This is a genomic window from Microcoleus sp. S13_C5, from assembly GCF_036700845.1.
GTDB lineage: Bacteria > Cyanobacteriota > Cyanobacteriia > Cyanobacteriales > Microcoleaceae > Microcoleus.
On record NZ_JAUBPR010000085.1, the window covers coordinates 1 to 18426 of the forward strand.

Consider the following 18426-nt stretch of genomic DNA (forward strand, 5'->3'; position numbering starts at 1 on the left):
AGATAGTCTAAATGAAAGCTCATCACTATAACTGTATTGGTTGATCTATTTTACACCATAAACTCAGGAGAGCCGTACAATTTATACCAAATTAGATGAGCTTACCCTGCATCCCTCTTCCTTCTTCCCTCCTTCTTCCCTCCTTCTTCCTTCTTCCTTCCATTTGTTACATCCGTTAAATCCGTTACATCCGTTAGAGAATCCGTTGCCGAACTTCCTGACATCCGTTACACCCGTTACAGAATCCGTTGCCGAACTTCCTTCTTCCTTCTGCTATATGTTGAAAACCAAGCGCAAATCCAAAAAATCCAAACTAAAGCACAGCGAAAAAACCACAGCGCTAAGCAAAAAAGAAGTAGCTGCACAAAAACGAAAACTTTCACAAAAGCGCACTGAATTGGTGCAGGCGATCGCCATAAGCTGCTTAGTCAGCGTTGCTCTCACCATTCCCCTGTTGTTCGTAGCCCGCGCTAAGATTGCTATTGCAGGAGGCGCAGCCGCAGCGATCTTGCTGCTTTCCTACAAATACCCCCGTCAAGCTTTGTGGGCTTTTCTAATTTACCTGCCTTTCAGTGGTACAATTACCTACGCAGTTGGCGGCGGGAATGCTGCATTTCAAGTAGCCAAAGATGCTTTCTACATACCAGCCCTCATCGCCCTAATTCAAAGCTGCAAAAAGAAACAGTTGCCCCTGTTCATTCCCAAACAAATGCTTTCTACCTTTAGCATCCTGTTGATGATGGCAATGCTGACTTTAATTTTTGTCAACGGGGAGATGCAGCTCAACCCTATGAAGGGCGACAAACCAATTCTGCAAGGAATTCTCGGCTTAAAAGTATTGATAGGTTACATACCGCTGATTGCTTGTACCTATTATCTTCTCCGCACTAAGAAGGATTTGGTATTTTTTAGTCGAATGCACATCGTATTGGCGATCGTTTGCTGCCTTCTCGGTTTGATTCAGTACCTGTTGCTGCAAAGTGGAAAGTGTGCGGGAACCAGAGGAATGACCGGGGCAGAATTATATAAAGCAACGCTGGAAGCTAGATGTTTTGTCGGCGGTTCTTTGGTGTTCAGTCCAGAAGTCAAGTTTGTCCGCTTGCCGGGCACTTTTGTCGCGCCTTGGCAGTGGGCGTGGTTTTTAATTTCTAATGCTTTTTTAACCTTTGCCTCTGCCTTTTGCGACCCTTCATTCTGGTGGCGAGTTATCGGTTTATTTGGCATGGCATTAGTATTTGCCAATGCAGTTATTTCCGGTCAAAGAACTGCTTTAGTTATGGTTCCCCTTGCTACAGCAATCCTCCTAGTTCTCACCGGTCAATTAGTTAATTTAAAACGGTTTATTCCCATCGGTGCAGGACTGGCGATTCTGCTATTTGTCGGTGCAGCTATTAACCCGGGAATTATCGAGCAACGGTGGCAGAGTTTTGTTAGTCGCTGGAATGCTGCACCGCCCCAGCAGTTTCTCTTTAATCAGTTCGAGCAGAGCAACAATTTTATCATTGACAAACCTCTTGGTAGAGGTGTGGGACGAGCAACTAATTCAACGCGAATATTTGGTACCACGCAGCTAATTGAAACTTTCCAACCTAAGTTGATCTACGAACTCGGTTATCCGGGAATGATTAGTTTTCAGATGATGCTTTTACACTTAGCTTTTTTAACTTTTAGAGCTTACCGATCAGTCAAGGACAAAAGTTTGCGGAGTTACGGAGCTAGTTTTTGGGTGTTTGTTGCATTTATTACGATCAATACTCAATACTATCCGCTGGATGTAGATCCAGTGTCCGTGTATTATTGGGTTTTAGCTGGGGCGATTTTAAAGTTGCCCAAAATTGATAAACAGGTGCAGGATGAAAAACACCAGGAAGTTGAGTCAAATGAATTGCAAGTTCACCAGCCATTAAAGGAGAAAAAAATTATTGCATCTTCCCCAATTTGAGAATATTTTTGAGTGTTGATTTTGGTGGATTCTTTCTTGTTCAGTAACCCGCTTTCGCTCCAAGGCGATGCAAAGATAGCGCGCCCTTCTGGATTTATCTGTGCTAAAACCCACCCCGACAGCATATTTTGGCTTTTAACTTTACTGCGGTTGCCAAACCGGAGTGCCAGCATTCAAATCCTTGTCATTTGTCAATTTAGTCAATGCCGACCCGTCCCGATTAATTACATACAAGTTGCTTTTGTCTCCTTGGTTTTCGTTAAATATAAAAGCAATTTGCTGGCTGTCAGAAGACCAAGCTAATTCAGAAATTTCAGACGGTTTTAGCCGAGGAGCTAGTTGATGGAGCTGGTTCCCGTCAGCATTGATCGTGTAGAGTTTTTGATTATTGAAATCTCCGGCGACGAAAGCAATAAATTTGCCATCCGGCGACCACGAAATTTCGTCGTAGTTTCTAGGTTTTTGGGTAAGGTTCCTGGCTGCCCCCTGGTTAATGTCGAGCAGGTAGATATCTTGCTGTTCGCCTGATAAATCGCCAGGTTTATTGTAATAGTAAGCAAGGCGACTGCTATCGGGCGACCAAAATAGTTTGACGTTGTAAACCTCATTTTGCGGGTTGTTCGTCAAATTTTTGAGGTTGGTTCCATCGGCATTAATTGTGTAAATTTGCTGTTTGGGATAAGCACCGAACAAGAAAGCAATTTTTGTGCGATCGGGCGACCAAACAAGCTCACTTCCGCCGGATACATATTCGCCGGGACTGTTAGTTAGTTTGGTCATTCCCGAACCGTCGGAATTCATTTTGGAGATATTTCTATCCTTGACAAATGCTACCTGCTGGCCGTCGGGTGAAATGTAAAATTCCGAGGAAATTTCTGTTTTAGGCGGATATCCTCCTACTTCCAAATTCCGCACTAATTTAGTTCCTTTAATACCAGAAGTGTCGCTTATATAAAGTGACTGACTGCCGGGAGAATCCGAGGTAAAACCGTCGCAAGAACGGGCAAAAATAAATTTCTGGCTGTTGGAAAACCAAGCTATTTCAAAATTAACTGCTTTGCAAGCATCCCCAGCAAACTGTTTAGTTAGTCGGGAACCGTCAGCATTGACTGTATAGATGTCGGTGTCTCCGCTAACGAAAGCCAGTCGCTGGCCGTTGGGCGACCAAACTAGGGTATAGCTAACATCTATATTGGGTGCAAGTTCCCGGCGGGAGGAACCGTTAGCGTTGACTGCAAATAAACTGTTTCTAACCTCGCTGCCGCGCCTCTGGAGAGGCACAAACGCCAGTATGCTTGTTTTTTGGGCTGCTGTGGTCGAAGGGCTTTGCAGGCTCAGAAACAAGGTGATTGAGAGTGTTAGGGAGATTAGGGCGATCGAACTAAGTTGAAATAATTTATTCAAACCCATTTTGTTGGTTTATTTGTCGGTTTATCTGTCTGTTTATCTGTAGTTCACAGTGTTTGTCTGTCTATATGCCGCGACAGCCTCAAACTCTGTTTAATTCTGCCAATAATTAGCTCAAACATTTTTTTGCGAGACGGATTCTTGCTGCTGGGCGGCATCCCTAACTCGCAACACATCAAGTTCAAGTCACTTGCACTCATTGCCAACAATTTTTGCCTCACCTCTTCTTCATTACCACTCTTAGCTTGTAAACGCAGTTCTTCATAAACTTCTAGAACATTGCCAGCAGATAAATTAGCAGGTTTATTAACATCAGCACCCCTGGGAATATCCGAAGTTTTTGAGCCAGCAGAAATCACTCCCCGCTTGACTTGAGTCTCAAGCCGGGTTAATTTTCGAGCAACGTCCCGCAAGATTTCCTTAAGTTCGCCAATTTCCTCAACTAACCCCCCGCTTTCTTGTTCGGAAGCCGCCAAAATTTCTTTTTTATTCATTTCAGATACTCCTCACACTCGCGCCATAGTTTTTCAAATTCTCTAACTAATTCTCGCGGCAGTTCTCCCTCATTAATCGCCCGTTTTAGCCCGACGCTTTCCCGAATCGTCGATTCTAAAAATCTAACTTCTATGTTATTATCTTTTGATATCTCATCGCAAAGTCTCTTTACTTCTCTCATGTAAAACTGAACTTCATTTGTCAGCAATCCTCCATAGGTTTTAGCTTTATTCATAAAGACTGCTATCTTAGGAAACGGATAAGGCTCAATCCGTTTCTGAAGCGAGTTTAAAACTAAACTCAATCCCCTAGAACCAAAATAATCGGGATTGACGGGAATTAATATTAAGTCGCAGCAAGAGAGTACGCTGTAGGTGAGGAGACTGAAGGAAGGCGAACAGTCAAAAAGCATCAAGTCGTATTTTGGGAGATTGGCAGAGTTGGCGATTTTGCCGATGAATCTGCGGATGAAGTCTTTAACACTTTTCCCCTCAAATCCATCGATATCCAACCAATACAATTCTTCAACTGAAGGGACAAAATGCAACTGTTCGTCAATCTGATAAATGGTGTCGAAACCAACGGGAAATTTAAAGTTTTGTCCGGCTTTTTTAAAGACTTCTAGAGCGTCGTAAATTGTAAGTCTATGCTTGAGAGATTTTTCGTACCACTTACCAAACTTGTCATCTAAATGACCTGTATTTTCGTTAAGTCCGATCGCCTCTGTGAGGGACATTTGCGGATCTAAGTCTAACATCAAGACTTCTAAGTCGGTTCCTTGGGATATAATATTTCCCAGACTCCAAGTGACGGTGGTCTTTCCGACACCGCCTTTGAAGTTGATTACGGCTATTGATTTAGGACTCATGGCTGACTTTGTTTGGATTTTGCTCAATTTTTTATTAAAACATAACGATCGCCCAATTAGCGTTTGCTAAGTATTATTACTCGAATAATGGCGATCGCCTACTCAAGGCGATCGCCAGATTAACAGCGAGTCTCTTTTTAGAAAAGAACGTCAGGAAACTTGAAAACGTGACTAGCAATATTCCGCACCTTTACTAATGGAACAGGTAATCCAGTTACACTGTAGCCTCGATTTGGTACTACTTTCTGCGAGAATTCTGGCTGTTGCTGCGAAACTAACAACCTGAATTTACCCGGCTCGACGACCAATATCTCCTGTTGAGGAATGAAAAATATCCAGAGATCGGCTTGCGAAGTCCATCCCCAACAGGGACGGTTGCGATCGTCAGAAGCTTCAAAAAACAAGTTTCCAGTTTGCTTGGCTTTTATATCAGTCTTGTACTCAGCAGTTGCAGTTGAACCGTTTGGGCGAATTAGTACGCGGTCAATACCTGCTTTCTGATACTGTGGCAAATCTGAGACATCCTCAATGCGATAGCCATGAATCTGCAACCACTGATCTACGATCGCCTCTCCTGTCTTTCCTACTTTCTTTTGAGTTTGGAAGTCGTATTCCTGTTTTTGGGAAAGCGGGGGTAGTGGCTGGGAGTATTCGGCTTCGTTGTGCTGATTATTGTTGTACATGATTAATTCCGTCAGCTAAGTTTTGAGTAGTGAATCACTACATCCCTAGCTTCGAGGGTCGGTGTCTGAGATTGTGACCGAGTAAACTATCGGATGTGTCTGACTTTCTGTCTGAGTTTGTGCCTGACTTTCCTTCGTTCAGTTACAATAGCCATAAGTGTTGGAGTCAGGCTATGGCTATAAGAGGATTAAAGGCATCTCTAGAAGGCCTCAAAAAAGCAGAACAAGCTTTAGTCAGAAATAGTTTAAATAAGACTGCTTTAGCGCGAGAGTTAGGAATAGCTCGCTCAACTGTTAGTCTTTTTTTTAAACCTGAACCAGTTGACCGTTTAAATTTTGAAGAGATTTGTCAAAAGCTAGGGCTAGATTCGAGAGATATTATTGCTAATCCACTCACTGAAACTGAGACAGAGGAAAAAGAACAGAGTAACCCTCATTTTCAAGATGCTGAACCTGAGCAAATTGAGGAAGTGCTGGACAACTTTTGTGACGAGGTTGTAGTCGAGAGGGTGCGATCGCACTCTCCTATATGTGCTGAGGATTACGATAAACTGGGAATAAACAAGGCTAAGGAAAGAGATTTTCATGGAGCAATTGAAAATTTCTGTCGAGCAATTAAGCTCAACCCCCATTATGCAAATGCCTACAATAACCGGGCTCTTGTTCGTGCTGAACTAGGGGACTACCCAGGAGCAATTGAGGATTACAAAGAGGCGATATTGCTCAATCCTGATTGTGCAATATTTCACAATAACCTGGGTATTATTTCTTCTAAATTAGGTGATGATCAAGGAGCGCAGGCAGATCACACCCGAGCAATTAAACTAAATCCTGACTATGCTCAAGCCTACAATGACCGAGGTGTTAATAATGTAGAGATAGGCAATCTGGAAAAAGCGCTTAAAGATTTCACCCAAGCAATTGAACTAAATCCTGATGATGCCCTTGCTTGGAATAATCGAGGCGATGTCTACTTCTTGGAATTAGACGATCTGCAAAGAGCGCTTGAAGATTACACCCAGGCAGCTCGGCTGAATCCCAATAATTCTAAAACATTCAACAACCTGGGAGTTATTCACTCTCGTTTGGGGAACAAAGAAAAAGCGCTTGAGGATTTCACCAAGGCAATTGAGCTTGAACGAGAGTTTGCTGAAGCTTATCAAAACCGAGGCATTGTCCACTATGAACTGGGCTATTCCCAAAAAGCAGATGTGGATTTTCACAATGCTAAAAATTTATATCGTCGGCATGGAAAAGAATAAAATTACCAAAAGTTACTTGATATAATAGAAGAACTTCAGCAAGAAGATTGAGAGTGATCGCATTTAGTAAACGGATAAAAAGAGTAATTGCTACCTTCCTTAAAGCTTCATTCACTGTAATGATTCTTACAAGCTGCGATCGCAATTTCTTCATCCGTAACTTGGTAAACCAAACGATGTTCGTTATCAATGCGCCTCGACCAAAAACCACTTAACTCGTATTTCAGAGGTTCAGGTTTGCCCAATCCTTCAAAGGGCGATCGATCTATATCTTTAATCAATTCTACAATTTTGCGATAAATCTTTTTGTCTAATTTTGCCCATTCATTAAAATCTGCAAAAGCAGAAGATTCAAAAATAATTCTTCTACTCATTACAAATCCTGTAAATCGACTTCAACTAAATTTTGTCTGTCTTTAACATTTTCAATAGCTTTCAACAGTTTGGTTTTATTGACTTCCGATTTCAAAAGATATTCGGTTTCATCGCATTCTGAGACAATTATTTCAATCTCTTTATCTCCAAAAATCGCTTTAATTTGTTCTAAAAAGTTACGATCTAGTTCACTGGCTTTTAAACGATAAACTGTTGACATCGTTTTTACCTATTTTTGATTTCTATAAAAATTAATATTGCCTTTAAATAAAGTTTGAAGTTGACACTAAGGGCTGGCAATTTTGCCAGCCCTCAAGTTGTTTTAGCGTTTGACCAACTTCTTAGAAACCTTCCGCAAACGAATTGATTGTGGCGTTACTTCCACCAATTCATCCTGACCGATGTACTCCAAAGCGCGCTCCAAACTCATATCGACTGGTGCTTGCAATTGCGCCAATTCTTCACCGCCAGATGCGCGGTGGTTTGTCAACTGCTTCGACTTGCAAATATTCAGCTCCATGTCTTCATCTCGGTTGTTTTCTCCGATAATCATCCCTCTGTAAACCTTGGTTCCGGGGGTAATGAAAAATACGCCGCGGTCTTCAGCATTTTTCAGTGAATAAGTAGTTGCAACTCCTTCTTCAAAGGAAATCAATACTCCGTTGCGACGGGCGATAATTTCTCCACCGAGGGGACGATAGTCGAGGAAGCTGTGGTTCATAATTCCAGCGCCGCGAGTCAACCGCATGAACTCGCCTCGGAATCCAATCAAACCGCGAGCGGGGACTGAAAATTCGATTTGGGTGCGACCGGTGCTGCTGACGTGCATATCTTGCATTTCTGCTTTCCGCTGACCGAGGCGTTCGATGCAGCCGCCGACTGCTTCTTCGGGTACGTCTAATACCAAACATTCAAAGGGTTCGCAGGGACGACCGCCGACTTCGCGGTAGATTACTTGCGGCTGAGATACTTGGAATTCGTATCCTTCGCGGCGCATATTTTCGATCAGGATGCCGAGGTGAAGTTCGCCGCGACCTGATACGAGGAATTTGTCGGGAGAGTCGGTTTCTTCGACGCGCAAGGCGACGTTGGTTTGGAGTTCTCGCATTAGCCGATCGCGAATTTGTCGCGATGTCACCAAACTACCTTCTTGACCGCAGAACGGCGAATCGTTCACGGAGAAAGTCATCTGCAAAGTCGGTTCGTCTACTTTGATTAAAGGTAGCGCTTGCGGGTCGTTGGGGCAGGTAATTGTCTCGCCAATATACGCATCAGCAAAACCGGCAACGGCGACCAGATTACCAGCAGAAGATTCTGGGATATCAATCCGCTTCAGGCCTTCAAAGCCCATCAATTTGGTAATTTTTGATTTGACAATCGCGCCGCTTTCGGTGATTAAGACTGCTTGTTGACCGATTCTAATCGTGCCGTTGTGGATGCGGCCGATGACGATGCGACCGACGTATTCTGAGTAATCTAAGGTGGTTACTTGCAGTTGTAGTGGCTTGTTGGGGTCGCCTACGGGGGGTGGTACGTGGTCGAGGATTTCTTCAAAGAGGGGCTTCATATCTACCCCTTCGTCTTCGAGGTGTTTTTTGGCGTAACCGCTTAAGCCGGAACCGAAAAGATAGGGAAATTCGCACTGATCGTCGTCAGCGCCTAGTTCGAGGAACAGATCCAAAACTTTATCGACGGCTTTGTGGGGGTCGGCTCGCTCGCGATCGATCTTATTCACAAAGACGATCGGGCGCAGTCCTTTTTCGAGGGCTTTTTTGAGCACGAACCGGGTTTGCGGCATCGGGCCTTCGTTGGCGTCTACGATCAGCAGACAGCCGTCAACCATGCCGAGAACTCGTTCCACTTCTCCGCCGAAGTCCGCGTGTCCGGGGGTATCGACGATGTTGATCAGGGTTTCTCCGTACCTGACGGCGGTGTTTTTGGAAAGGATGGTAATGCCACGTTCGCGCTCGATGTCGTTGGAGTCCATGACGCAATCTGGGATTTCTTCCCCTTCGCGGAAGATCCCGGACTGTCTGAGGAGAGCGTCCACAAGGGTGGTTTTGCCGTGATCGACGTGAGCAATGATGGCGACGTTGCGAATGGGAAGACTCATAATGCGTCTGGAACGTTAAACGGAGCTAACTAAAGATTTCTTAATAATTGTAGCGCATCGAGTCAAGGGGCGATCGGGCGCGGCTGTAAGATTGGAGGGCGATCGTCGCTAAAATCAAGATTATGGAAGCGCAACCGAGAGAAATTTAGCGTTACACTACCCCTGACGGCAGAGTTCCTTTCGATCGGTGATCTTGAGTTTGCCCACGTGAAGAAGGTTGGATACGGGGCGATCGCCGGTATTAAGATGAGGGTGCAAGTACGATCGGCTTTATGGAAGTACAACCGAGGGATATTTAGCGTTACAGCACGCCAGACGGCAAAGTTCCTTTCTCGGAGTGGTTAGACTCCCTGCGGGGGGATCTCAAGGCAAAATTTAAGATTGACCGGCGACTCGATCGAGTTGGGACTGGAAATTTCGGAGATTATCGAGCAGTCGGAGAAGGTGTCTATGAGTTGAGGATAAATTACGGCCCCGGCTATCGGGTCTATTTTGGACAAGTAGAAGAAACAATTGTACTTTTGTTGATAGGCGGGGATAAAAGCACTCAAGAGCAAGATATCCGCAAGGCTAAAACATACTGGACAGATTACAGGAGTTAAGACAATGACAATGCCTAAGAGCTTACCTTATCACCCCTATAAAATTTCAAATCTCAAAGAGCCGGCATATTCGGCTGGCTATCTCACAGAGATTTTTGAGGAGGAAGAAGGAGATTTGGAATTAGGAATCATGCGAAAAGCGATCAGAGATGTATTTGAGGCTCTGGGCGAACCAAATATGTCTGCTGAAGATGCTAAATTGCATCTGGAAAAATTAGATGTTTTGTTGTCGGGAGAAGGAAGTGCAACAATTTATGCTTTGGCAAGTTGGCTGAAGGCTCTGGGATTGAAGTTAACTGTTGTGGTTGATGAAGGGGATAAAAGGGAAGAGAAAGATTCTGTTAGTGCTGCTGAGTTCGCGGAAGTTGGTAATATTTGATGAGGCGCCCACTTTCCAGACATGGCTTTTGAAGTTTTTTTGATTTGAGGGTAGCACTATGTCCGAAACCGAACTAGATTTAGTATCCATAGCCACGAGAGTATTGCAGCTTGAAGAAGAGCAAGTTATTCTGAAAAAATATCTAGCCAAACTTAAGAGGCAGTTAGAGGCACAGGAACAGCGATTTAACGATCGCCCTGAACCGCAAATGCTAGAAAGTTTGACTGCTGAAATTGCCTCCCTGCAACAGCCGTGTGATTTGGGAAATGGCGATATGTCTGTCATTGCCGATCAACCGATCGAGCTTGACACCAAGACAGAAAAGCAAAAGCCCGACTTTCAGTATCAGTTAGTATGCGATCGTCCTAACAGTCGTGCTGTATTGATGGAAGCCCTATCACTAGCTCAAGAGCGGCTGATTATTGTTTGCCCTTGGCTTAATTGTAACAGCATTAATGATGAATTGCTGGACAAATTTAGAGAGTGTTTGAATAGAGGATGTTTGATAAATATTGGCTGGGGTTATCTGGGAGACAGGCAAAATATCGGCAATGGATGGCGCTACAATGCTTTGGCAGATTTGCAAGAATTAGCAAGCGAATATCCCGATCAATTTAGTCTCTCTTTATTGGGAACTCACGAAAACTTTTTAGTCTGTGATTCTACTTTTGCCATGTTGGGCAGTCATAATTTGCTGACTAACAGCGACCAAAGTGCAGAAAAAGAAGTGGGGATTCGCACGAATGACTGCCAAATTGTCAAGCAATTAATTGAGCGATTTGAAAGCAGCGAAGTATTAAATGAGGAGGAGATAGAAAGGCGGTTTGTAGCGAGTTCTGATTACTTGGATCGAGCCGATTATTTGGAAGGATTAGCGGTGGATGCTGAAGATATTGCTTTAGAGGATAGCTGTGAGGATGTGGAGGATGAGTCTGAGGAAGGTCTGGAACCTGTTGTTAGTGTTGAGGAGTTTTGGCAGCGTTACAGTGAGGAAGAAAGAGATTTTACGGGAATTAATTTAGCTGGTGCTGATTTCAGCGGAAAACGTCTAAATTCTGGTGTTAATTTGAGTAATGCTAATCTGAATAAAGCTAATTTAATTGGTACAACTTGGCAGGCTGTAAATCTTAGTGGGGCAATTTTGAAGGGAGCAGATATGAGGGATGCACGTTTTGATGGCACAAATTTTAGTCAGGCTAATTTATCAATGGCTAATCTCTCGAATACAAATTTATCCAGTACCAATCTGCATCAGGCAAACTTAGTCAACGCCAACCTTTCTCAGGCTAATTTATCCAGTGCGAATCTGCATCAAGCAAACTTGGTAAATGCTAACCTTTCTCAGGCTAATTTAATGAATGCTAATCTGCATCAGGCAAATTTAATCAATGCCAACCTCGCTCAGGCTAATTTACAATCAACTAAACTAGAAAAAGCCAAGTTAAGCAAAGCAAGCTTAAGATTAGCTCACCTAGAATCTGCAAATTTTAGTGAAGCCGATTTGAACGGTGCAAACCTCAGCGTTGCTAAACTCAATCAACAAACAAAATTCACAACTGCAAATCTCGCTGAAGCTAACTTAAGCGGGCTATACTTGAGGAAAGTAGACCTAAAAAATGCTGATTTGACAAATGCCAATCTGAGTAATTCTAACCTTTTAGAAGCCAACCTCGATCGAGCAAATCTCAAAGGAGTTCAGCTTCAAGGAGCTATTTGCAATCAAGCAACTTTATTTCCTACTGATTTCGATCCCGTGAAAGCGGGCGCTTACTTAATTGCTCCTTATGTATCGTTGCAAAATGCCGATCTAACTGGTAGGGATTTGAACAGTGTTAACTTAAAAGGAGCGAATTTACAAGGGGCTAGTTTGAGTTCAGCAAAATTGACGAGTTCCGATTTGAGAGATGTTAATTTGAATGGGGCAAAACTTCAGGGAGCAAACCTAGACAGCACAAATTTGAGCCGTGCTAATTTAAGACAGATTAACTTGAATGATGCAAGATTACAAAGTGCCGATCTAACTACAGCAGATTTAACCGAAGCTGATTTGCGACAAGCATATTTATATGTTGCAAAACTGCGTGGTGCTGACCTAATTTCAGCAGACCTCCGCGCGGCAAACTTAACAGGTGCAGACTTATCTGGCGCTAACTTAACAAATGCAAAAATAGGAGGAGCAGAGTTGGCAAATGCTAAACTCACTGGTGCAATTATGCCAGATGGATCTACTCACGAATAAAATAAGTTAAGGGGTTTGCTCAACAAACTCTACTCAAAAAGCGTGCATACACTCTTTTACCAGAAAATAAATATAATGAGAGGTTGTGTAAAAAAGTGATTGCTCTTCCGTTTCTGAGGCCGGAGGACGATCGCCCTTTAATATCTAATTACTTAAATGCAAAATACTTGCCCTTTGTCAAGCATGGGATTGGTGAGGTTGCGGATTCGAGAGTGAGCTGCCGAGAACGGTTGGACTCTGACAGAGGTTGCCACTCGCTCCGGGGTATCCTACAATACTGTTAAAAGTTATGCCCGATCGCCCGGTATGGTAATGGCTGACATCGGTGCTCTGCTAAAATTGGCGCGGACGTTTGATGTGTCGATCGAAGAATTGTTGGATTTTGTGGAACAGTAACAAAATACACTTAAAATAAACCAGCGCTACCAGCGCCAACGAGTTCGACCTCGCAGGGACGATCGACTGTGGGCCCAAGCAACAGATGCGAGAGTTGGCGGATGGGACGGGGCGAGGTCAGAAAGAGATGATATATTCTCAGCGGCAATTGTAGCTGTTCGATCGCCCATATCGGTCTACAATTTTTAACGTTGAGCCTTATTGAAGTGCAGGAGTGGAGCTGGCTTGGATAACGCTAGTCTGTCAAGAAAACCCCCGCAAGCCTCGGAGCTTGTCGCCGACGAAATTCCAGAAGCAGTGCGAGACCACCCATACCCAGAAGCAGGGCAGAGTCAGTCCAAGAAAAAAGGGGTGATTTGGAAACTGCTAGGGTTGGCCGCCTTAGCCTTTGGGGTCAGCATCTGGCTGCACCTCAACTTTAACTTGTTCCCAGCCACCAGTCAGGCAGAGCAAACTCAACAAAACCCAGCACCAGTGAGTTCGCCGTCTGCATCGGTCGCGAGTCCAGCTACCAACCCCAAAGCCACCGCCCCCGCAACCCCAGACAACCTGCTAGGACACTTGCCGTACCCAGAAGCACCAGCCAAAGACTTGGTAGGCGTCACCCCCGACGGTAGCGTCAAACTCCGCACCTCAGCAGCAGCAAAATATCAGGAAATGGCCAACGCCGCAGCGGCATCAGGCATCTACTTCGCTCCCATATCCGGCTTTCGCTCCTTGGAAGACCAACAGCACGTATTTTTTGACGTGAAAGCCGAACGCAGGCAAAACGCCAGCAAGCGAGCCGAAGTCAGCGCCCCTCCAGGTTACAGCGAACACCACACCGGTTATGCGATCGACATCGGCGACGGCAGCGCCCCGGATACCAACCTCAGCCCCAGTTTTGAAAATACCCCAGCATTCAAGTGGTTAGAAGCTAACGCCGTCGCCTTCAGCTTTGAAATGTCCTTCCCCAAAAACAATAGCCAAGGCGTCAGTTACGAGCCTTGGCATTGGCGGTTTGTCGGCGACAAGCAAAGCCTCGAAACTTTCTACAAAGCTCATTCCATGAAAAAGTAAAAGAAGTAAGAAGGAAGAAGGAAGATTTTCCACATCTCCGGCTTTGCCACTCTCCCACTCTTCCACTGCCCCACTCTACCCACTATCCCATTCCCCCACTTCTCCACTCCTCCACTCTCCCTCACTTCGTTGAGCCAAACTCGTGATTGCAATCTATCCAGGCAGCTTTGACCCCATTACCTTCGGTCACGCAGACATTATCGAGCGGGGATCTAAACTGTTTGACCGGGTAATTGTTACCGTAGTCAGAAACCCCAGCAAAACCCCTCTATTCACCGTAGAGGAAAGGATCGAGCAGATACAGCGCTCTACCCAACACTTACCAAACGTAGAAGTAGACAGTTTTGAGGGTTTGACAGTAAACTATGCTAAGATTCGACAAGCCAAAGTGCTGCTGCGGGGGCTCCGGGTACTAACAGACTTTGAAATGGAACTCCAGATGGCCCACACCAATAAAACCCTTCTGGGTGAAATTGAAACAGTTTTTTTGGCAACTTCTAACGAGTACAGCTTTTTAAGTAGTAGTGTAGTTAAAGAAATAGCCAAGTTTGGTGGCTCCGTAGATCATCTTGTTCCGAAACACGTCGCCCTAGATATTTACAAATGTTACGCCAGCAGGAACCAACTCGCATCGAACCCGATAGTACCGGCCTCGGCACTGAGAACGAACCACCTCAGAACACAGCCGCCTTCGGAGATCCCACCCGAACCGCAGGAGTAGACATCCAGCGGGAATTGAACAGGCTTGAGGAAATTGTTCTCGACAGCCCGCGAATTCCCATGACCAGACGTACTCTGGTGGATGAAGAACAGTTGCTCGATCAGTTAGACTTGGTGAGGCTAAATTTGCCGATCGCCTTTCAGGAAGCCGAGACGATCATCCGGCACAAGGACGACTTGCTTCAAGAGGCGGAACTTTACGCTCAGGAAGTGATAGAAGCAGCAGAACAGAGAGCAGCAGAAATTTTAAACGATATGGGCCTGCTCCAGCAGGCGAAGATAGAGGCAGATCAGTTGCGCCAGCAAGTTTTGCTCGACTGTGAGGCAATTCAGCAGGCCACGCTGGCGGAAGTCGAACAAATTCGCTACCAGGCTCAAGAGGAATTGGAAGAGATGAGAGTGAGGGCGATGGCTGAATGCGAGGAAATTCAAAACGGAGCCGACGATTATGCCGACCAAGTACTCGATAATATCGAGCAGAAGCTGAGCGATATGCTGCGCGTGATCCGCAACGGGCGCGATCAGTTGGATAGTGTTTCTGCGTCGCACATCCATCACAACAACGGTTAGCCAACAGTGAACTCTTTGCTTAAACATTTCTAAAAGTCTACCTAATTTAGGTAGATTTTTTTTCCCAATAGTATCTATAGTCTTTATTCCTCAATCCCAGCACTCGGTGACTTATTTTTGCCGACATAAGTTTTGTGAAGATAGGAGCAAATATAAAATTTTATGCTAGAGTTTGGTAAAAACTGAGCAGACAAAAAATTCCTAATTAGATTCAAATTTTTACAATCTAATTGTTACCATGCAAAAAGTTTCTAATCGGTTCGCTGAATTTGATTTGATCCGAGCTTTAGCTATCGTCAGTGTGGTGACTACTCATGCTGGGTTCTTGGCATTTCGCGATCGCAGAATTCTATTTGTGGCGATCGATACATTTCAACTATTTTGCGTACCTGCATTTTTACTGTTGAGCGGTTTTTTTCTCACCCACAAACTGGAAAATCAAAATAATCCCGCACTGGTAGTCCAAAAAAGACTGTCCAAAATTATACCCCCTTATCTGTTTTGGTCAGTAGCTTTGTACATCTTAAATAATTTTGGAGAAATCCAAAAATTTGATTTACTTTCATTACTCAGAGATATCTTGACTGGTTCAGTGATGCCTCCCTATTACTTCATCGTTGTGATTGTTCAATGCTACGGCTGGTGGTGGCTTCTCGTGAAATTAAGATTTTTAGAAGCCAGAAAAGTTTTGGCTTTGGGCATAACAATTCAAACAATTTTTACAATCTTCTTTTACTTAACCGCTTTCCAATACATATCAATACCTCTACCTTTGATGGAGCGCTGGATTTTCAGTTGGATTTTACCATTTTCCACTGGTCTATTTTTGGGCAGCTCGTATGACAGAATTCAACCCGTTCTCGAACGGAAAAAAATGCCAATTTTTGGGGCAACGCTCGTTTTTTATCTAGCGAGCATTTGGGAATATTACCTGATAAGTGGAGTTAATTCGGAGGGATGGTTTCTCCGCTCGTTTTTTAAACTATATGCTCAAGGATACGCTATTTTGTTCGTATTATCGATCCTCGCATTTTCTAAGAGTATCGCACTTCCCAGTAGAGTATCTGGGTTAGTCAAAATATTGGCTGCTTATTCATTCCCTATATATCTCCTGGATTCGACAGTAGTAAGATATGTGGCGTTAGTGTTTTATAAGTTTATTGACCCCGTACATCCGCTGCTGAAGCTCGGCTTTTTAGTTACGGGGACTTTGTTAGGTTGTTGGGCGATTATTTACCTGTTGGAAAAAGTTTTGCCCAAAAATTACAGGCATTACATTTTGGGAATTTAATCAAATTTTCTGTTTCAGCGGATGTCTTCATAAAACTGCTTGAGATACCTTGGGGAAACGCCAAAACCCCACAAAAAACCAATCGAAAGATAGATCGCAATAGCTTTAATTTCGCCCCAATTCGCAACTCGCCGATCGCTACTTTCCACTATCCGATTGACTAACTTAAGTCTCCCCCGTCGCACTAACTTCAAACACAAATTTGCTTCCTCCATAATTGGCAGCGCGGCATCGAAACCCTCGCATTCCCAAAAATCGGTACGGCGAGAAAAAATAACTTGGTCGCCAAACAGCAGGCGCAATCCTTGGAAAAATAAATGAGGTCTAAATAACAGTGGCGCGTAATAAGTTTTCAGGTAATTGTGGAGGGAAAAACCCCATCTTGTTTGCTGCGAACCAGCCATCAGGGAGATAAACCCGCCGCCGGAAATTTCGGCATCGGACAATGTTTTCTGGATGACTGCTACCATGTCGTCGGGAACTAAAGTATCGGCGTGCAGAAAGCACAGAATTTCACCGGTGGCGACTTGAGCACCTAAGTTCATTTGCAGGGATCGCCCGGCTATACTGCTAGAAATAACGCGGATGCCGGCGGAAAGTGCGATCGCCACTGTTTCGTCTTGACTGCCGCCGTCTACCACCAGCACTTCCCAAGCGGGAGGATTAAGGATGCTGAGTTGGCGGAGGGTGCGTTCCAGACAAGTCGCTTCGTTGAGGGCTGGGATAATAATAGAAACGCGATCCATCTGGTTGAAATTTATGCCAGAGCTATTATAATAAAAAACTGTGGCGATTCACAACTAACGATAAAATAGAACTTACGCGCGCGGATTCAGAAACCCGGTGTCTGCCTGCGAACTTGTCACGAAACCTCGGTTTTTTCACAAAAATTAGGTGTATTGGCGTCCTCTAAAATCCAGCAAATGTGCAATCGCCATATATATTTTCCACTAATCAGGAATGAAAAAATCGTGCCGAAAACTGAAGTAAAAAATGATTTAGAATTTTATGAGGAAAATGCAGATAATTGGTGGGACGAAAATGCTAAAATTTATGCCTTATACCATCTAAACAAACCCAGATTTGAGTTTTTCGACAGACACGCGACTAATTGGCAAGGGCTGAAAACCTTAGATGTTGGGTGCGGCGGCGGCTTTTCTTGCGAGTTTATGGCCGAGAGAGGTGCTATTGTTTCTGGAATAGATCGCTCTGAGAAATGTATTGTAGCCGCTCAAAATCACGCAGTTACCAGCGGTTTTGAGATTGACTACAGGCAAGGTTTTGCCGAAAATATGCCCTACGACGACAATACCTTTGATGTTGTCATCTGCGTGGATGTTTTGGAACACGTGGCCGATTACAAAAAAGTCGTGTCTGAGGTGCACAGGATTCTGAAGCCTGGGGGACTGTTCTTTTTTGATACAATCAACCGAACTTTTTCCTCGCAAATTGTGATGATTGGACTGATGGAAAATATTTTGCAGGAGATTAGGCGGGGCGTTCATGATTGGGAAAAATTTATTACCCCGGAGGAACTATCTGTGGTAATGCAGGATATTGGTTTTGGCAATATTCAAATTAAAGGTTTTGATATGTTTGGCGAAATTGGCGCTATGTTAGCCGCAATGCACGGGTTTTGGGAAGATTTTACACGCGGAAAGCAGGTGTTTCCTTCGGCGGGTATTTTCAAACAAGTATCTCAAACTCTAACATCTAATTTAGCTAACTATATGAATTACAAAAAATCTGGGTTGTTTAAAATCAAAATTAATGAGGATCAGTCGATTATGTATGTTGGCGTTGGGGCGAAGAATTAGTCAGTTAATTGTTGACTGTTGTCATCAGGGGCTAGTTGGAGACGGATTTTTGCGCTCGACAAATCCGGCTAAAACCCGCCTCTATTGCATTTTTTAGGGTACGCACGCAGCGGTACACCTTATGCTGTTGAGTGCAATACACATATTCCGTAGGCACGGCGCCGTATCCTTACTGTATTGCGGACAATTGAGAATTGCTATATTGGCG

Annotated in this window: 18 protein-coding genes and 2 pseudogenes; 11 read left to right on the forward strand and 9 right to left on the reverse strand. The window is 44.2% G+C overall.

Annotated features, from left to right (window positions below; translation table 11 throughout):
* The first annotated feature begins 277 nt into the window (after positions 1–277).
* A complete protein-coding gene (gene hpsL / locus QUA04_RS20220; protein WP_333259843.1) occupies positions 278–1942 on the forward strand; it encodes a hormogonium polysaccharide biosynthesis protein HpsL in 1665 nt (554 codons plus the stop codon).
* A gap of 141 nt (positions 1943–2083) precedes the next feature.
* On the opposite strand, the gene QUA04_RS20225 is transcribed toward hpsL, so the two are convergent.
* From QUA04_RS20225 to QUA04_RS20240, 4 genes are all read right to left on the reverse strand, one after another.
* Positions 2084–3346, reverse strand: a complete 1263-nt coding sequence (locus QUA04_RS20225) for a hypothetical protein (RefSeq protein WP_333259780.1) — start codon at positions 3344–3346, stop codon at positions 2084–2086.
* A 50-nt stretch (positions 3347–3396) separates the two neighbouring features.
* The gene (locus QUA04_RS20230) at positions 3397–3843 is read right to left on the reverse strand and encodes a hypothetical protein (protein ID WP_333259781.1); all 447 of its coding nucleotides are present in this window, start codon (positions 3841–3843) and stop codon (positions 3397–3399) included.
* The gene (locus QUA04_RS20235) at positions 3840–4712 is read right to left on the reverse strand and encodes a ParA family protein (RefSeq protein WP_333029965.1); all 873 of its coding nucleotides are present in this window, start codon (positions 4710–4712) and stop codon (positions 3840–3842) included. Before QUA04_RS20235 ends, QUA04_RS20230 begins: the two co-directional genes overlap by 4 nt.
* 137 nt (positions 4713–4849) lie before the next feature.
* Positions 4850–5395, reverse strand: a complete 546-nt coding sequence (locus QUA04_RS20240; protein ID WP_333259784.1) for a hypothetical protein — start codon at positions 5393–5395, stop codon at positions 4850–4852.
* Positions 5396–5568: 173 nt separating this feature from the next.
* Between QUA04_RS20240 and QUA04_RS20245 the strand changes: the two genes are divergently transcribed.
* Positions 5569–6657, forward strand: a complete 1089-nt coding sequence (locus tag QUA04_RS20245; RefSeq protein ID WP_333259787.1) for a tetratricopeptide repeat protein — start codon at positions 5569–5571, stop codon at positions 6655–6657.
* Positions 6658–6764: 107 nt separating this feature from the next.
* Here QUA04_RS20245 and QUA04_RS20250 read toward each other — a convergent pair whose 3' ends face one another.
* From QUA04_RS20250 to typA, 3 genes are all read right to left on the reverse strand, one after another.
* On the reverse strand, positions 6765–7031 hold the full coding sequence (locus QUA04_RS20250) for a Txe/YoeB family addiction module toxin (RefSeq protein ID WP_333093428.1): 267 nt from the start codon (positions 7029–7031) through the stop codon (positions 6765–6767).
* Complete coding sequence (locus QUA04_RS20255) at positions 7031–7252, reverse strand: hypothetical protein (RefSeq protein WP_333238302.1); 222 nt, start codon at positions 7250–7252, stop codon at positions 7031–7033. The genes QUA04_RS20250 and QUA04_RS20255 overlap by 1 nt, the downstream gene beginning before the upstream one ends.
* Positions 7253–7354: 102 nt before the next feature.
* Positions 7355–9145 carry a translational GTPase TypA gene (gene typA / locus QUA04_RS20260; RefSeq protein WP_333259790.1) on the reverse strand — a complete coding sequence of 597 codons (1791 nt, stop codon included), beginning with the start codon at positions 9143–9145 and terminating at the stop codon, positions 7355–7357.
* A 272-nt stretch (positions 9146–9417) separates the two neighbouring features.
* On the opposite strand from typA, the pseudogene QUA04_RS20265 reads away from it, so the two are divergent.
* The 4 genes and pseudogenes from QUA04_RS20265 (at position 9418) to QUA04_RS20280 (ending at position 12761) form a co-directional block, all read left to right on the forward strand.
* A pseudogene (locus QUA04_RS20265) lies at positions 9418–9747 on the forward strand (type II toxin-antitoxin system RelE/ParE family toxin).
* Between the two features lie 4 nt (positions 9748–9751).
* The gene (locus tag QUA04_RS20270) at positions 9752–10126 is read left to right on the forward strand and encodes a transcriptional regulator (protein WP_333259793.1); all 375 of its coding nucleotides are present in this window, start codon (positions 9752–9754) and stop codon (positions 10124–10126) included.
* Between the two features lie 58 nt (positions 10127–10184).
* Positions 10185–12365: a pentapeptide repeat-containing protein gene (locus QUA04_RS20275; RefSeq protein WP_333259796.1), complete on the forward strand. Its 2181-nt coding sequence runs from the start codon at positions 10185–10187 to the stop codon at positions 12363–12365.
* Between the two features lie 183 nt (positions 12366–12548).
* A pseudogene (locus QUA04_RS20280) lies at positions 12549–12761 on the forward strand (helix-turn-helix domain-containing protein).
* Between the two features lie 26 nt (positions 12762–12787).
* Here QUA04_RS20280 and QUA04_RS20285 read toward each other — a convergent pair.
* Positions 12788–12931 carry a hypothetical protein gene (locus QUA04_RS20285; RefSeq protein ID WP_333259799.1) on the reverse strand — a complete coding sequence of 48 codons (144 nt, stop codon included), beginning with the start codon at positions 12929–12931 and terminating at the stop codon, positions 12788–12790.
* Between the two features lie 55 nt (positions 12932–12986).
* Between QUA04_RS20285 and QUA04_RS20290 the strand changes: the two genes are divergently transcribed.
* From QUA04_RS20290 to QUA04_RS20305, 4 genes are all read left to right on the forward strand, one after another.
* Positions 12987–13820 carry a M15 family metallopeptidase gene (locus QUA04_RS20290; RefSeq protein WP_333259802.1) on the forward strand — a complete coding sequence of 278 codons (834 nt, stop codon included), beginning with the start codon at positions 12987–12989 and terminating at the stop codon, positions 13818–13820.
* A gap of 142 nt (positions 13821–13962) precedes the next feature.
* On the forward strand, positions 13963–14541 hold the full coding sequence (coaD, locus tag QUA04_RS20295; protein ID WP_333259805.1) for a pantetheine-phosphate adenylyltransferase: 579 nt from the start codon (positions 13963–13965) through the stop codon (positions 14539–14541).
* Entirely contained in the window at positions 14424–15110 is a 687-nt protein-coding gene (locus QUA04_RS20300) for a DivIVA domain-containing protein (RefSeq protein WP_333259809.1), read from the forward strand. Before coaD ends, QUA04_RS20300 begins: the two co-directional genes overlap by 118 nt.
* A gap of 238 nt (positions 15111–15348) precedes the next feature.
* Complete coding sequence (locus QUA04_RS20305) at positions 15349–16401, forward strand: acyltransferase (protein ID WP_333259812.1); 1053 nt, start codon at positions 15349–15351, stop codon at positions 16399–16401.
* Positions 16402–16415: 14 nt separating this feature from the next.
* On the opposite strand, the gene QUA04_RS20310 is transcribed toward QUA04_RS20305, so the two are convergent.
* Positions 16416–17147 (reverse strand): TIGR04283 family arsenosugar biosynthesis glycosyltransferase, encoded by a 732-nt coding sequence (locus QUA04_RS20310; protein WP_333259815.1) that lies wholly within the window; start codon positions 17145–17147, stop codon positions 16416–16418.
* A gap of 225 nt (positions 17148–17372) precedes the next feature.
* Between QUA04_RS20310 and ubiG the strand changes: the two genes are divergently transcribed.
* Positions 17373–18218, forward strand: a complete 846-nt coding sequence (ubiG, locus tag QUA04_RS20315; protein ID WP_333259818.1) for a bifunctional 2-polyprenyl-6-hydroxyphenol methylase/3-demethylubiquinol 3-O-methyltransferase UbiG — start codon at positions 17373–17375, stop codon at positions 18216–18218.
* Positions 18219–18426 lie beyond the last annotated feature (208 nt).